This window comes from Caenimonas sp. SL110, from assembly GCF_001044395.1.
Lineage (GTDB): Bacteria > Pseudomonadota > Gammaproteobacteria > Burkholderiales > Burkholderiaceae_C > Ramlibacter.
This window is the reverse complement of sequence record NZ_JANU01000015.1, coordinates 17,144-31,907: the sequence shown is the minus strand read 5'-3', so window position 1 is coordinate 31,907 and position 14,764 is coordinate 17,144. Positions and strand designations below refer to the sequence as shown.

The 14,764-nt window shown below is 64.4% G+C and carries 10 protein-coding genes; 1 reads left to right on the top strand and 9 read right to left on the bottom strand.

Annotated elements, in window-relative coordinates; translation table 11 throughout:
• The first annotated feature begins 7 nt into the window (after positions 1 to 7).
• Positions 8 to 946 carry an HEXXH motif-containing putative peptide modification protein gene (locus AQ12_RS10360; RefSeq protein WP_082151528.1) on the top strand — a complete coding sequence of 313 codons (939 nt, stop codon included), beginning with the start codon at positions 8 to 10 and terminating at the stop codon, positions 944 to 946.
• On the opposite strand, the gene AQ12_RS10355 is transcribed toward AQ12_RS10360, so the two are convergent.
• The 9 genes from AQ12_RS10355 to AQ12_RS10315 all read right to left on the bottom strand — a co-directional run bounded on the left by AQ12_RS10355 (position 925) and on the right by AQ12_RS10315 (position 14,689).
• On the bottom strand, positions 925 to 2,730 hold the full coding sequence (locus tag AQ12_RS10355; protein ID WP_152682749.1) for a hypothetical protein: 1,806 nt from the start codon (positions 2,728 to 2,730) through the stop codon (positions 925 to 927). The two genes, AQ12_RS10360 and AQ12_RS10355, sit on opposite strands and share 22 nt — an antisense overlap.
• Positions 2,731 to 7,542: an NAD-glutamate dehydrogenase gene (locus AQ12_RS10350; RefSeq protein WP_048439832.1), complete on the bottom strand. Its 4,812-nt coding sequence runs from the start codon at positions 7,540 to 7,542 to the stop codon at positions 2,731 to 2,733.
• Positions 7,543 to 7,665: 123 nt separating this feature from the next.
• The gene (locus tag AQ12_RS10345) at positions 7,666 to 8,628 is read right to left on the bottom strand and encodes a tripartite tricarboxylate transporter substrate binding protein (protein WP_082151527.1); all 963 of its coding nucleotides are present in this window, start codon (positions 8,626 to 8,628) and stop codon (positions 7,666 to 7,668) included.
• Positions 8,625 to 10,130 carry a class I adenylate-forming enzyme family protein gene (locus tag AQ12_RS10340; RefSeq protein ID WP_048439831.1) on the bottom strand — a complete coding sequence of 502 codons (1,506 nt, stop codon included), beginning with the start codon at positions 10,128 to 10,130 and terminating at the stop codon, positions 8,625 to 8,627. The genes AQ12_RS10345 and AQ12_RS10340 overlap by 4 nt, the downstream gene beginning before the upstream one ends.
• A 16-nt stretch (positions 10,131 to 10,146) precedes the next feature.
• Complete coding sequence (gene hemW, locus AQ12_RS10335) at positions 10,147 to 11,361, bottom strand: radical SAM family heme chaperone HemW (RefSeq protein ID WP_238587696.1); 1,215 nt, start codon at positions 11,359 to 11,361, stop codon at positions 10,147 to 10,149.
• Positions 11,362 to 11,375: 14 nt separating this feature from the next.
• A complete protein-coding gene (rdgB, locus tag AQ12_RS10330; RefSeq protein WP_082151529.1) occupies positions 11,376 to 11,978 on the bottom strand; it encodes an RdgB/HAM1 family non-canonical purine NTP pyrophosphatase in 603 nt (200 codons plus the stop codon).
• A 26-nt stretch (positions 11,979 to 12,004) separates the two neighbouring features.
• Complete coding sequence (gene rph / locus AQ12_RS10325; RefSeq protein ID WP_048439830.1) at positions 12,005 to 12,733, bottom strand: ribonuclease PH; 729 nt, start codon at positions 12,731 to 12,733, stop codon at positions 12,005 to 12,007.
• Between the two features lie 17 nt (positions 12,734 to 12,750).
• Positions 12,751 to 13,656, bottom strand: a complete 906-nt coding sequence (locus AQ12_RS10320; protein ID WP_048439829.1) for a PP2C family serine/threonine-protein phosphatase — start codon at positions 13,654 to 13,656, stop codon at positions 12,751 to 12,753.
• A gap of 22 nt (positions 13,657 to 13,678) precedes the next feature.
• The gene (locus tag AQ12_RS10315) at positions 13,679 to 14,689 is read right to left on the bottom strand and encodes a serine/threonine-protein kinase (RefSeq protein WP_048439828.1); all 1,011 of its coding nucleotides are present in this window, start codon (positions 14,687 to 14,689) and stop codon (positions 13,679 to 13,681) included.
• Between the last annotated feature and the right edge of the window lie 75 nt (positions 14,690 to 14,764).

Genomic DNA, 14,764 nt, shown 5'->3' with positions numbered 1-14,764 from the left:
TGCCAAGATGCGCCTGTCGCTGGCCGACAGCCTCGCACATATCCGCGACCAGGTGCGCGGAGAGATCGCTTTCGACGAACCCGCACTGACCGGCCTTGTCCAGGCCATGCGTTCAGGCGCACGCTTTCCGCTTTCCACCTTCGGTATTTACAGCGAACTCGTTCTCGCACTCCTTGACGCCGACGAACCGGAACAGGCACAGGCGCTGCTCGAAGAACTGGCATGCGAAAAGCCAATTGAGACGGCCACTCCGAGGTGGCGCCTCAATGCCCTCGACGCGCCCGTCCACGCACCCTACGTGGCCCTTTACGGGCGACTGATGGACAGCGGCATCGGTGCCAGTTTCAAGATCCTGCCGCCGCCGCCCGACCTGGCCACAACTTACAGCGAGCGCCTCGTTCGCAGCTTCAAGCTCATGGAGCGGGTCATGCCAGACCTTGCCGCCGAATTCAACGCGCTCGTGAGCGATGTGCTCCTGGTCGTCGGAGATCGCGGTGCAAAGTACCAATTTGACGGTGGATCGTGCTACATGCTGTGGGGCGGCCTGTTCCTGAACGCGACGTCTCATCCTGACGAGGTCACCATGATCGAGGTCATGGCGCACGAGACAGCTCACATGCTGCTCTATGCCTGCGCTGCCGATGAAGCACTGGTCGAAAACGAAGACGATGAGCTCTTCACATCGCCCTTGCGCGTCGACCCGCGTCCGATGGACGGCATTTATCACGCCACCTTCGTTTCAGCACGGATGCACTGGGCCATGTCGCGCCTGGCCGAAAGCGCGCTGGTCGATGAGGCTGCTCGCGCCGCAGCCGCCAAGGCACGCGAGAGCGATGCAGCCAACTTCTGGAACGGCTACGCCGTCGTCGCACAGCATGGCCGCCTCACGGCCACCGGCCAGCGCGTGATGGATTCGGCGCTCGCCTATATGGAATCGCAGCGGTAGTGCGCCAGCAGCTCGCGCATCGGCGCCAGCCAGGGCATCTGCTTCGCATCCTGGGTTTGCGTCACTTGCGTGATGCGGTCCACCGGCAAGCCCGTGCGCAGCAGCTCATCCGACTGGATCACCATCACAAGGGCATCGACCTGCGAATCAAACAGCATGGCAAGCGCCCGGCTGAACAGGCCCTGCGCCGCCAGCACCACACGCTCACCGCCAGCTGAAATCGCGCAGTCATGCGTGACCAGGTGACATCGCAATCCACGGGCCGCATAGCCTGCGCGAATCTGCTCCCCCGTGGTGAGCGCTTCATCACCGCCGATCACGGCCTCGACCGGAATGCGGCCGTCAGCCGCGATGAACTTGCGCAGCAGCCCCGGCAGCACATGCGCTGATTGCCGGTTGGGCAGCAGCGACGAGTAATTCACTTCGTTGAGCATCGCGCCGTTCTCGTGCCAGGGGCGGCTGATGTCGTCGGAGATGATGTCGATGCCTGCGATCGAAAGCCCGAAAAGGCGCGCGGCCTTGATGGAGATGGCTGCGTTGTCCGGGTGGATCACATCGGTCAGGTGCTCGACCACGCCGCCGAATTCGCTCGACTGGATGCGGCGCAGCGGCACGAACTGGCCCTGCGCCGGAACCGCCTCGCGCGACAGCCCGACCGATGCCAGGCTCTGGAGTGCCAGGTCGTCGAGCGGAAAGGGCTTCAGGCGCGACCATGGCGCCGCGAGTTGCTCGGTCTGGTTGGCGTGCAACACCAGTTGCTCGACGCTGCGCACGCCATCGCCCCTGACCGACTTCGCCATGCGCTTGGAAACCAGCAGCACCTGGTCGCCGGCCACCACCACGCGATGACAGGTGCCGCTCACCTGCCGCTCCACCAGCACCCGCCGCGAGAACGAAGCTGCATGCTGGAACGCGGTTGCGAGAATCTGTTCGTCGATGACATCGACCGTCACGCCCTCGCCGCGATCGCGGTCCACCGGCTTCACAACCACCGGCCAGCCCAGTTCAATGGCGGCACTTCGCGCATCTTCGAGGCTGGAGACCAGCACATGCGCCGGTGAAGGCAGTCCGGCGTCGCGCATGCGTTGTGCCGCAACCCACTTGTCCTGCGCCATGCGTGCCCCGATGGCCGAGTCGAACTGGATCGCACCGCGTTCGAACAGGCGCGCGGCGCTGCCCCAGCCCAGCTGGAAGGTGCCCTTGCTCACATGGCGAAACGGGATACCCAGCTGGGCCGCCGCCGTGAGCAGCGGCATCGTCGATTCGCCGCCGCCGACCTGCAAGGGCTTGACGAATCCCGAATGGAGCGAGTCCTGCAATGTCGCAGTGAACGCAGGTCCGCGGTCTGTCGAGGCAATCATGCGGCGCATGAGTTGGACCGCCTGATCGGCCGCGCGCACATACAGCTTGTCGCCGATGCCGTCGACGCGCGGCAGGACGGCCGAAACCGTGAATTTCGATTTCTCAATTGCAGTGACGGCAAGGACACGACATCCGGCAATGGCCGGCACCCGGATCGCCCTGAGCAACGCCGTCGCCAGATGCAACGCCCGCCACGCGAAAGCGCGCATGGCCGCCTGCGCAGCATCGTCGCCTGGTTCGACAGGCGCCGCAGCCATCACCACCTCGAAGGAGCGCTTGAGCGATTCGTCGATGCTGGCGTAGTCGCAAACAGGCACGCTCTCCAGGCGCAACGTCATCGCAAGGACGGGTTGCGCCAGGCCGTGTCGATAGCCTGCGCGCCAGGGTGTGGGTAAGGGTGTGGGTGCAGTGCCGGGGGTCATTCAAAGGAGGTTGCGGATTTCTCGCAAAGCCACCGACAGCATAGCGAGATCGGGGTGCGCCGTTTCACCCAGGTCTGCCAGCAGCCGACGCGCGCGCGCGAACGTCAGCGGATTGCGCGCCTGCCAGCCTTCGAGCCGCTGCGCCGCGTCGCCCTTGCTTCCGTTCACCGCGTCGAGCACGACGGAATGCTGCAGGTCCGCGAGATCTCCTGCGAGCGCAACCTTGGCCAGGCCCTGCCAGTAGTTGTCCGCAGGCAGCAGGTCGATCTGCTGGCGCAGCTTCTCCAGTCCCAGCCGTTCGCCGACCCCAAAGAGCACGTCCGCCGACGTGCCCAGTTCGCACTTGCCGGCCTCTGCCACTTCTGCGATGTCCAGCGCGTTGAAGATCAGGTCGGCAGCGCCCACTTGCTGCGCCAGCACCTGAGGCACACCCGCTTCGACCCAGGCATGAACCGGCGGCAACGAACGGGCGACGGGTTCCAGGCGTTGCCGCAGGAATGCGACGGCAGGCGCCAGCCGCGCGACTGCGCGATCGGTGGTCTCGCGTAACCGGCGTGATCGCAAAAACCACATGGTTGCGCGCGTGATGAGCTTGCGCCAGGCCACGATCAGCTCGTACTGCACGCGGTCGGCCACCAGGTTGTCCAGCGCCTCGATCTGCTGCCAGATCTGGACGCTGCCAAACACCTCGCGCGCCAGCAGGTAGGCACGCACCACCTGGGATGGCGTGCCCCCGGTTTGTTCGGCCATCTGGTGCACGAAGGTCGGCCCCACGCGATTGACCATGCTGTTGAGCACATGCGTGGCGATGATTTCGCGGCGCAGCGGATGGCGCGCGATGCAATCGCCGAACTGTTCGCGCATCGCGACCGGGAAATAGCGTTCCAGCGAAGCGCCGATCCACGCGTCTTCCGGCACATCGGACTCGACCAGTTCGTCGGAGAGCCACATCTTGCTGTAGGCCAGCAGCACGGCATGCTCGGGGGTGGTCAGCCCGATGCTGCGCGACTTGCGCTGGGCGATTTCGTCTTCGGTCGGCAGGAACTCGATCGCGCGATCGAGGCGTCCGGCTTTCTCCAGGAACCGCATGAAGCGCGCATCGCCGTCCAGCAGTTGCGCCGACTCGCGGCGTGCAACGGACAGCGCCTGTGTCTGGAAGTAGTTGTCGCGCAGCACCAGCGCTGCAACGTCGTCGGTCATGGTCGGAAGCACCGCATTGCGCTCGTCGGCCCTGAGCTTGCCGTCGGCCACGGCAATGCCCAGCAGGATCTTGATGTTGACTTCATGGTCGGAGGTATCGACACCGGCAGAGTTGTCGATGGCATCGGTGTACAGGCGCACGCCATTGAGCGCTGCCTCGATGCGGCCTCGCTGGGTGAAGCCGAGGTTGCCGCCCTCGCCCACCACCTTGCAGCGCAGTTCCTTGCCGTTGATGCGCAGGCTGTCGTTGGCACGGTCGCCCACATCGGCGTGCGTCTCGCCCGATGCCTTCACATAGGTGCCGATGCCGCCGTTGTAAAGCAGGTCCACCGGCGCCTTGAGGATGGCGGTCACCAACTCGGTTGCGGTCACTTCTTCGGCCGTGATGCCCAGCGCGGCCCGCGCCTGCGCCGACAGCGGTATCGACTTTTCGGAGCGCGCCCACACACCGCCGCCTTCGGAGATGAGGCTGGCGTCGTAGTCGGCCCAGGACGAACGCGGCAATGCGAACAGGCGCTCCCGTTCTGCGAAAGTGGTCGAAGCGTCTGGTGTCGGGTCGATGAAGATGTGGCGGTGATCGAAGGCGGCCACCAGCCGGATGTGACGCGACAGCAGCATGCCGTTGCCAAACACATCACCGGACATGTCACCCACGCCAACCACGGTGAAGTCAGACGACTGGATGTCGGTGCCGATCTCGCGGAAGTGGCGCTTGACGCTTTCCCACGCGCCACGTGCCGTGATGCCCATCACCTTGTGGTCGTAGCCGACGCTGCCGCCCGAGGCGAACGCATCGCCGAGCCAGTGACCGTATTCGGCGCTGACCGCATTGGCGTAGTCGGAGAAGGTGGCCGTGCCCTTGTCTGCCGCGACCACGAGGTAGGTATCGTCGCCATCGACACGAACCACGTGAGGCGGCGCCACGGTCTTGCCGTTGACCAGGTTGTCAGTGAGGTCGAGCAGGCCGCGCAGGTAGTCCTGGTAGCAGGCGATGCCTTCCTTCATGAACGCATCGCGGTCGGTGGACGGCGGCGCTTTCTTCAGCACGAAGCCGCCCTTGGAGCCGACCGGGACGATGACGGTGTTCTTCACCATCTGGGCCTTCACCAGGCCCAGCACTTCGGTGCGGAAATCGTCGGGCCTGTCGGACCAGCGCAGCCCGCCGCGCGCAACCCTGCCACCGCGCAGGTGGATGCCCTCGAAACGCGGCGAATAAACGAAGATTTCGTACAGAGGCCGGGGCGCCGGCAGGCCCGGGATCTTCGAGGAATCGAACTTGAAACTCAGGAACTGCCGGCGCGGGCCTGCTTCACCGGAGTGTCCGACACCCGTGCGCCAGTAGTTGGTGCGAAGGGTCGCCTCGACAAGCGCCAGCATCTGCCGCAGCACGCGGTCTTCATTGATGTTGCTGACTTTCTCCAGCGCCTTCTCGATGCCATTGACCTGCGCCTGAGCCCCTTGCACATCCGCGCCCTGCGGATCGAAGCGCAGCTTGAACAGGCCAGCCAGCATGCGCGCAATGCGCGGATGCGCGACCAGCGTTGCGGCAATGGTCGACTGCGATTGCGCAAAGCCGATCTGCTTGAGGTACTTGGCATACGCACGCAGCACCACCACTTCTTGCGCCGCGAGACCCGCGAGCAGCACGAGGCGATTGAAGTCGTCACTTTCGACTTCGCCGCGAAGCACCTGCGCAAAGGCATCTTCGAACAATGTGGCGAGCGTTTGCGCGTCTATATCGCCGGTGAGCGGCGCTTCCAGCGCGAAGTCATGCAGCGCGATCGGTGCAGACGGGCCTTGGGTCCCGATGCGCCAGCTCGATTCGGCGATGACGCGCGCACCCATGTGCTCCAGCATGGGCAGGCTGTCGGACAGGACCATGGGCGCGCCGAGCCGGTACACCTTCAAGCCGAGGGCGCCCGGATTGTTGGCATCGCGCTGGTACAGCGACAGCGCAAGCGGCGCCCCGCCCGATAGCGAGGCGAGCTTGGCGACATCCGGCAGGGCTTCGCGCGCCGCCGTGCGGCCACGATAGTCAGCGGGAAAAGCGGGGCTCCACTGCTTGAACAAGGCAAGCCCGGTGGCTTCACCCTGCCCCGCAACCAGCGCTTCGCGCAGTTCGTCTTCCCAGCGCCGGGCTGCTGAGGCGAGTTGACGCTCGATCGCGCGCGTGTCGAACGCCGGAACCTGCCCGGGGGTCGTGCGCACCGTGAAATGAATTCGCGCGAGCACGGCGTCACTGAGCAGCACGTCGAACTCCGCCGATGCGCCATTGAACGCGGTGAGCAGGATGCGCTGGAACTTCAGGCGCAGGTCGGTGGAATACGACTCGCGCGGCACGTACACCAGGCACGACACAAAGCGGTCGAACGGATCGCGCCAGAGGAACAGGCGCAGCCGCTGCCGCTCGCCGAGCGCGACGATGCCCAACGCCGTTTCGTAGAGGTCTTCGTCGGGTATCTGGAAGAGATCGTCGCGCGGAAAGGTTTCCAGCACGTGGTCGAGTGCCTTGGAAAGATGACCGCCTGGCGGAAGTCCCGCGCGCCGGGCGATCGCACCCACCTTGCCGCGCAGCAGCGGCGTCTCTGCGATGCGGGCGCTGTAGGCGGTGGATGTGAACAGGCCGATGAACCGGTGCTCGCCGATCACCTCACCCTGTGCGTTGTACCGCTTGACGCCCACGTAGTCGGTGTAGCCGCTGCGATGCACGGTGGACCTGGTGTTCGACTTGGTCACGACCAGTATCGGCAGCGGCGAAGCAGCCACTGCACGCGCTGCTGCCGGGAGCGCCGAAAACGTTGCGGACACGGCGTCGCTCGCGGATTCGCCGAGCAGGCCCAGGCCGCTGCCCGGCACCATGCGCAGGGCCACCTCGCCCTTGTCCCTGACGAGGTCCTGCTGGCGATAGCCCAGCAGCGTGATGTGGTCCTGTGTCAGCCATTGCAGGAAGGCGCGGCTTTCTTCGATCGCTTCCGGCGGCAATGCATCAGGCGCGTTGCCGAGTTCCTGGATGGCCTCGTTCAACCGCGCGAGTATGGGTTGCCAGTCACGCACAGCCGCCCGGACGTCGCCCAGGACGCGTGCAATGTCGGTTTCAAGCTGCTGGCGCTGCGCTACGTCGACCAGGCGATCGATCTCGATGTACATCCACGATTCACGCGAGGCATGGGGCGACTGCCCACGCGGTGCTATGGCCTGGAGCTTGCCGGGCGCATCGCGCGTGACTTCAAAGATCGGATGCACGATGAGGTGCAGGAGCATGCCGTGGCGACTGATTTCGAGCGAGGTCGAGTCGACGAGAAACGGCATGTCGTCGTTGACGATCTGCACCACCGAGTGACGTGAGGTCCAGCCGTCTTCTGCGGCTGTGGGACTGAATATCCGGATCTGGGGAGTGCCCGGCGTGCGGGTCTCGCCGAGTTTCAGGTGGGAGACCAAAGCGCCGAGCAGGTCTTCGGGCGTGCGTTCGGCGAGGTCGTCGGCATCAAGCCGCGCGAAGTAGGGGTGCGCTATTGATTCAACAAGCTTGTGCAGGGCTGGATCGCTGCGAGTGGCGGAAAGTGCGACGACAGCAGCGATGCGGTCGTGCAGGGCCTGGATGGGAGCGTTCATGGCGCGCCTTCTTCCTGAAAAGATTGGGATGCGCCACTCTAGGCACCCTCGCCGCGCAGTGCAAATGCCGTATGGGAGCTGCGTTATGCAAAAAACGCATTTCCCTCCCAACAGCTCATCCGCTCACTCTGGCTTCAGGCCCAGCGTCGCTGCAAGGCGACGGTAATAGCCCAGGCGATCCGCCACCGTCTGGGCAAGGCGCTCGGGCGGATTGTTGGCTTCGAGCGCGCTGCCGCGCGCCACCATGAAGGCGCGCACCTGCGGGTCTTTCAATGCATCGGCAAACGCCTGGTTGAGTCTGCGCACGAGGTCGGCAGGCGTGCCGGCCGGCGCGAAGATCGCAAGCAGCCCCACCACCGAAAAGCCCGGCCATGTTTCGCTGACCAGGGGAAGGCCGTCAAACGGAGGCAGTGCAGCGCGCGTGCCGGTTGAGGCAAATGCCGATGCGCGCCCACCTTCGACGAACGGCAACGCGGCGTCGTACGGCGCGAGCATCACGTCCACCGTGCCGGCTGCCAGCGCATTGATGGCGGGTGCGACTCCGGGATAGGGAACGGTGACCACCGCGCCGCCGAGTGCCTGCTTGAGTTGCTCGCAGCCCAGCGCCATTTCGCCTGGAGGCGCGCCGCAATTGAGCCCGCCGCGTTGCGCTGCAGCGGCTGCGCTCAGATCGGCGGGGCGCTTGATGTCCAGGCCCTTGCGGGCCAGCATCACCATGCCCGCCTGCGTGAGCTGTATCACCGGCTGGAGGTCGCGAATCGGGTCGTAGTTCACCTTGTAAAGCACGGTGTTGGTCACCACAAAACCGGACCCCAGCAGCAAAGTCCTGCCGTCGGGCGGCGCTTTCACGACCGCCTCGGTTCCGATGATGCCTGCCGCGCCCGGACGGTTCTCGACGATGACGGTTTCTTTCAGGTCACGCGCGACCGCGCTCGCCAGCGTGCGTGCGACCACGTCGAGCGGGCCACCGGCTGTGGTGGGCACAACGAGGCGTATCGGTGCTGTGCCTTGAGCGCTGGCAGGCACCACGGCCCAAAGAAGGCCGATCACGCCCAGGGCGCGCAGCAAACTGGAAACTGGTTTCATGTCGATATCTCGTTGCCCCTGGCCTGCGTCCCATCCGCCAGCGAAGGAAGTTGTGCTCGCGCCAGCTTGCCAGCGTCCGTGCGCGGCAGGCTTGCAACGACCTGAACGCGCGAAGGCTCGTGAAGCGATCCCATGCTTGCGATGACGTGCGCCTTGAGCGCCGATTCCTGCGGCGGTGCGGATTCGTCCGCCGCAACGACCAGCAGCACCAGCACGGGACGCCGCGACGCTTGCGCACTGAGTGTGACGGCCGACTCCTTGACCGACGGGTGGCTGTTGAGCGCTTCTTCCACGCGCGACGGATCGAGCTTGACGCCCAGCAGGTTGATGACGTCGTCAGAACGGCCGCCCAGGCGCACGATCCGGCCTTCATCGATGGAGCCCGTGTCGCCCGGATAGAACCAGCCATCCCTGAACGCAGCAGCTGTGGCCTTCTCATCGCCGACATATCCCTGCACCATGACAGGCGATCGAAACCGCAAGATACCGGTCTGGCCGGGCGGCAATGGGTTGCCGGCAACGTCCACGGCCTGGCCTTCCACCCACGGCACGAGGCGGCCGGCGGCGCCGGGGTGTTCGCGCGCGATCTGCACACCCGCACGTGCGGTGCTTCCCATTTCGGTAGAACCGTAATTGACGATGAGATTGGGGCACAGCAGCTGCCTGACTTCAGCGCGCAGTCCTGGAGGAACAATGCTGCCGCCGAGCATCACGCTGCGCAGGCTGTCCGGCTTGAAACGCTCGCTTTCGGGAAGTCGCCTCAGGTACCCGGTCAGTCTTGTCATCACTGCCGGCGTGCTCAGGATTCGAGTGGGTCTGTCGCGCTTGAGCGATGCGGCCATCTCGGGTGCCAGGAGTTCCTTGAGGAACACCACCGTCGCGCCGGCCGAAAGCTGCTGCATGCAGTGGCCCAGCGAAAATCCAATGCCCAGGTCGGCGAGCAACAGCAGCTTCTCGTCTGCCTGTATCGGCCACGCCTCGAACGACAGTTGCTGCTGCCTGGCGGTTCGCGCATGGGTGAAGGGAATGCTCTTGCTGACGCCGGTGGTGCCCGAAGACGAGGCGATGCGCCAGACCTGGTCGTCCAGGCCGGACACCAGCGGCGGCAGGACTGCATCTTCGCCAAGCGGCTGCACGAGGTCCCCGATCGGAATCAGCTTGATGTCGTCGCCGCCAATGGCGTCGGGATGCCCGATCCACGCCACCACCTGGTTGCGCGCAAAGATCTCGCGGCGCACTGCATCGGTTTGACCGGCACGGAAGTAGGTCGAGATCGCACCGATGCGAGCCAGCGCCATGACGACCACCAGGTCGGCCTGCATTCGCAGCCCGGACACAGCGACGCACTGTCCCTGCTGTATGCCCGCACGCACCAGATGTGCCGCAACGCCAGCGGCGCTACGCCACAGCGCTGAATAGCTGATGGCGTCTCCATCGTTGATGACGGCGGTGCGGTCGGGATGGGCGCGCGCCTGGCGCGCGATGGAATCGAGAACATTCATCGTGGTTACAGCTTCATCAAAGAAAGAGTTCCTGCAGGTCGCTCAGGAAATCGAATCCGCGTGCCGTGGGCCGCACGCGGGCAAGGTCTCGCTCGATCAGGCCGCGTTTTTCGGCATCGACCAGCTGGGCTTCAATCGTGGTCAATGGCAAGCCGGTGCGCTCACTGAAATCGCGCAACGCGAATCCGTCCTTCAGGCGCAATGCATTGAGCATGAACTCGAAGGGAAGTTCGGCGCGCGGCACTTCGGTTTCCTGCGCGATGGGCTTGCCTGCGAGGGCGTTGTCCATATACAGGCGCGGCTCGCGAAAGCGCACCTGCCGAATGACGCGATGCGGAAAACTGAGCTTGCCGTGCGCGCCTGCCCCTATGCCCAGGTAATCGCCAAACTGCCAGTAGTTGACGTTGTGCCAGCAGCGATGTCCGGCCTTTGCGTAAGCCGAGACCTCATAGCGCTCAAGCCCCGCACCGGCCGTCGCTTCGGTGATGCGGTCGAGCATGGCGTAGGCCACGTCGTCTTCCGGCACGCGCGGAGGGAATTTTGCGAAGTAGGTATTGGGCTCGATCGTGAGGTGGTAGACCGACAGGTGCGGCGGGGAGAGCGCCAGGGCCTGAGCCAGGTCCGCATCGAGCGCCTCCATCGACTGGCCCGGCAAGGCGTACATCAGGTCCAGGTTGAAGGTGTCGAACGAAGCGGCCGCCTCCTCGAGCGCCGCAATCGCCTGCGCCCTGTCATGCACGCGACCCAACGCGCGCAGGTGATCGTCGTTGAAGCTCTGCACACCGACTGAAAGCCGCGTGACTCCGGCTGCGCGAAATGCCTTGAAGCGATTTTTCTCGAACGTGCCCGGATTGGCTTCAAGCGTGATCTCGCAGTCGGGCTCCAGCCGCAGGCGCGCGCGAATATCGCCCAGCAGGCGGTCGATCGCCTGCGGAGAGAACAGGCTGGGCGTGCCTCCGCCGATGAAGATGCTGTGCACCGGGCGCCCCCAGATGAGCGGCAGCGACGACTCCAGGTCTGCGACCAGCGCGTCGATGTAGCGTTGCTCGGGCACTTCGCCCGACCGGATTTCGTGCGAGTTGAAGTCGCAGTACGGGCACTTCTTGAGGCACCACGGCAGGTGAACATACAGCGACAGCGGCGGCAGCGCAGGTAGCTGCAGCAGACCGCCTCGAAGGTAATGAGTGACGTCCTTCACCGCAACGCCCTCGGCTGCGGCCTGTGCGTTCACTGCCCGGATCGCAATCACAGCCAGCGCTCGCGGATGAGCCCCAGCATCTGCTGCGCAGCCTTGCCGCGATGGCTGTTCGCGTTCTTCACCTCTGGCGGCAATTGCGCGAAGGTCTGGCCGAACTCGGGGATGAACATGACCGGGTCGAACCCGAAGCCGTGCTCGCCTGTGGGCTCCTGGGCAATCACGCCTGCAACCCGGCCCGATGCGATCAGCGGCTCCGGATCGTCGGGCGTGCGAACCGCGACCAGCGTGCTGACCAGGGCCGCGCGCCGGTCGGCATGCGGCTTTAACTGTTCGAGCAAGGCGCGCACGTTGTTGTCGTCGCCCTTCTCATAGCCGAACTGCATGGCATAGAACGCGGTATCGACGCCAGGCAATCCGCCGAAGGCCTCAACACACAGTCCGGCGTCGTCCGCAATGGCAGGCAGGCCGCTTTCGCGCGACGCATGACGCGCCTTGGCCAGTGCGTTCTCGACAAAGGTGCGGTGCGGCTCTTCGGCTTCCCCGATACCCAGCTCCGATTGGCGCACCAGCTCGATCGGCAGGGACGCGAACATCGCGCGCAGCTCGGCGAGCTTGCCCGCGTTGTTGGAGGCCAGGACGATGCGAGAGATCACTTGTCGAACTTCACCGCCGGCCTTCACTGGCCGAGCGCTTGTCCCTGAAGGGTGACGAGCTCGCCAATGCCCTTTTCGGCCAGGCGCAGCAGCTCGTCCATCTCGGCGCGCGTGAAGGCGACGCCCTCGGCAGTGCCTTGCACTTCGACGAAATGGCCCGCACCCGTCATCACCACATTCATGTCGGTGTCGCAGCTCACGTCTTCGATGTATTCGAGATCGAGCAACGGCACGCCTTGCACGATTCCCACCGAAACAGCCGCGACTGGACCGGTGATCGGCGAAGCGGTGAGCTTGCCCGCCGCAATCAGCTTGTTCACCGCATCCTGCGCCGAGACGAATGCGCCGGTGATCGCCGCGGTTCGCGTACCGCCATCGGCCTGCAGCACGTCGCAGTCGAGCTGGATCGTGCGCTCGCCCAACGCTTTCAGATCGAACACCGCGCGCATCGAACGGCCGATGAGCCGCTGGATTTCCTGCGTGCGACCGCTCTGCTTGCCGCGTGCGGCTTCACGGTCGCTGCGCGTATGGGTCGAGCGCGGCAGCATGCCGTATTCGGCTGTGACCCAGCCTTCGCCGCTGCCGCGCTTGTGCGGTGGAACCTTCTCTTCAACCGACGCGGTGCACAGCACGCGCGTGTTGCCGAATTCGATCAGCACCGAACCCTCGGCATGGATGGTGTAGCCGCGGGTGATGCGAATCGGACGCAGCTGGTCTGCGGCACGGCCGCCGCTTCTTGCAAATTCAGTCATTTTTTGGGAACTTGGTTTCAGGTTTTCCGCGCCGCCGAGCGCCGGATGGCTTCGTTGATCTCGGCGATCGAGCGTTCGATGGCTTCATCGTCCAGGTCTTCGACCATGCCGTCGAGAACGCCGGCCTGTATGGTGGAAGCAAATACGCCATCGGTGATGCTGTCAGTGGAAATGCCGCGCGTGGACTCGAACGAGTCTGGCGTCTCCCACTCCAGCGCTATCACCGTCACGTTGTCGCAATGGTCGCCGCCCTTGCGCAGGGCGGCCTCGACCAGGTCGGGCACTGCCTCGGTCACCGATTTTCTGCTGAGGTCGTTAACGATTTCATCATCGGTCAAGGTACCCCAGAGGCCGTCGGAGCACAGCAGGATCTTGTCGCCCTGCTGCAATGTGACCGGGCCGGTGATATCGAACACCGGCTTGGTCGGAGAGCCCAGGCAGGTGAACAGGATGTTGCGGTTGATGCGGTCCAGGCGAACGACCCCTGCGCCGCTTTGCTGCTCCAGGTACGAGTGGTCGCGTGTGCGGGTGAGCAGTTCGTTGCCGCGGACCACATACAGGCGTGAATCGCCGCAATGGACCCACGTTGCCGATGTGCCCTGCACGACCGCCGCGACCAGGGTCGTTCGCGGCGTGTCGAGCATGCCTTTTTCGCTGGCGTAGCGAATGATCTGGTGGTGCGCCGCCATGAGTGCCATCGACAGGAACTCATTGACGTCCTGCACCAGCGGGCGGGCTTCTTTCTGGTAGAGCGCCGAGACCGTTTGCAGCGCGAGCTGCGCGGCGACCTCGCCCTCGGGGTGGCCGCCCATGCCGTCAGCCAGCACGAAAAGCCCCGACTCCCGCGTGTAGCAATAGCCCATGCGGTCTTCGTTTTTTTCGCGGCCGCCGCGGCGGCTGATCTGGAAGACAGAGAATTTCATCGTGGGAGGTCGTAGGGGCCGGTCACTTGGCCTTGACGCCGCCGAACCCGGTGGCCTTCTTCACATTCTTCTTGGTGTCCGTCACCATGTTGTCGAACTGAAGGCGCATCTTCTCGCCCACCGACAGCTTGGTGTAACGGCGCTCGCCTTCACGGCTGAGTTCCTTTTGCAGCGCGAACACGGATTGCGGACGCGACAAGGGGTCCAGCGACATGCACCACTCGACCACCTCGATCAGGTTGTCGGAATAAACACCGCGCAGCCTCGAAAGCGCAAGCGCCAGGCGGTCTTTCTCCAGACGCTGCGGCGCATCGTTGGGCGGATAGCCCTGCATGCAGGCATAGATGCACGCGCCGATCGCGTAGATGTCGGTCCAGGGACCCATCGACGAATCACGCCGGTACATCTCCGGCGCCGCAAAACCGGGCGTGTACATCGGACGGATGAAGTTGCCTTCTTTCGACAGCACTTCACGCGCTGCGCCAAAGTCGATCATCACGGCCTTGTTGTCGTCGGTGATGAAAATGTTGGCAGGCTTGATGTCCAGGTGGAGCATCTTGTGCTGGTGCACGATGCGCAAGCCCCGCAGGATTTCGTCGAAGAGCGAACGGATGGTCGATTCGCGAAAGACCTTCTGCTTCTTGAGTTCACGCGCGGTGATGATGAAATCCTGAAGGGTCGCGCCCTCCAGGTAATTCATCACCATGTAGACGGTTTCGTTCTCGCGAAAGAAGTTGAGCACGCTCACCACCGAGGCGTGCGAGATCTGCGCCAGGGCGCGACCTTCTTCGAAAAAGCTTTTCAGGCCCAGGCGATACAGCGACAGTTTTTCGGGCTGGACCTGGGGAAGCAGTTCGCCCGGCGCGCGTCCGGCGAGCGAAGCAGGAAGATATTCCTTGACGGCGACCTGCTGGCCTTCGTTGTCGACGGCCAGGTACACCACGCCGAAGCCACCAGCCGAAAGCTTGCGCACCACGCGATAGCCACCAATGACGGTGTCGGGGGGCAGAGGCGCTGGTTTGACCTTGGACATGTATTAAGAAGCGATGTAATAGGCTGCAGCCTAAGAATGTTGGGCTGCAGGCCCATCCCGGTTATTCTCGCAATC

Bases quoted from the DNA above. Each gene is read 5' to 3' on its own strand.
- AQ12_RS10320 (WP_048439829.1), bottom strand. From the start codon at position 13,656: ATGAAATTCTCTGTCTTCCAGATCAGCCGCCGCGGCGGCCGCGAAAAA.
- AQ12_RS10360 (WP_082151528.1), top strand. From the start codon at position 8: ATGCGCCTGTCGCTGGCCGACAGCCTCGCACATATCCGCGACCAGGTG.
- rph (WP_048439830.1), bottom strand. From the start codon at position 12,733: ATGACTGAATTTGCAAGAAGCGGCGGCCGTGCCGCAGACCAGCTGCGT.
- AQ12_RS10340 (WP_048439831.1), bottom strand. From the start codon at position 10,130: ATGAATGTTCTCGATTCCATCGCGCGCCAGGCGCGCGCCCATCCCGAC.
- AQ12_RS10355 (WP_152682749.1), bottom strand. From the start codon at position 2,730: ATGACCCCCGGCACTGCACCCACACCCTTACCCACACCCTGGCGCGCA.
- AQ12_RS10315 (WP_048439828.1), bottom strand. From the start codon at position 14,689: ATGTCCAAGGTCAAACCAGCGCCTCTGCCCCCCGACACCGTCATTGGT.
- AQ12_RS10345 (WP_082151527.1), bottom strand. From the start codon at position 8,628: ATGAAACCAGTTTCCAGTTTGCTGCGCGCCCTGGGCGTGATCGGCCTT.
- AQ12_RS10350 (WP_048439832.1), bottom strand. From the start codon at position 7,542: ATGAACGCTCCCATCCAGGCCCTGCACGACCGCATCGCTGCTGTCGTC.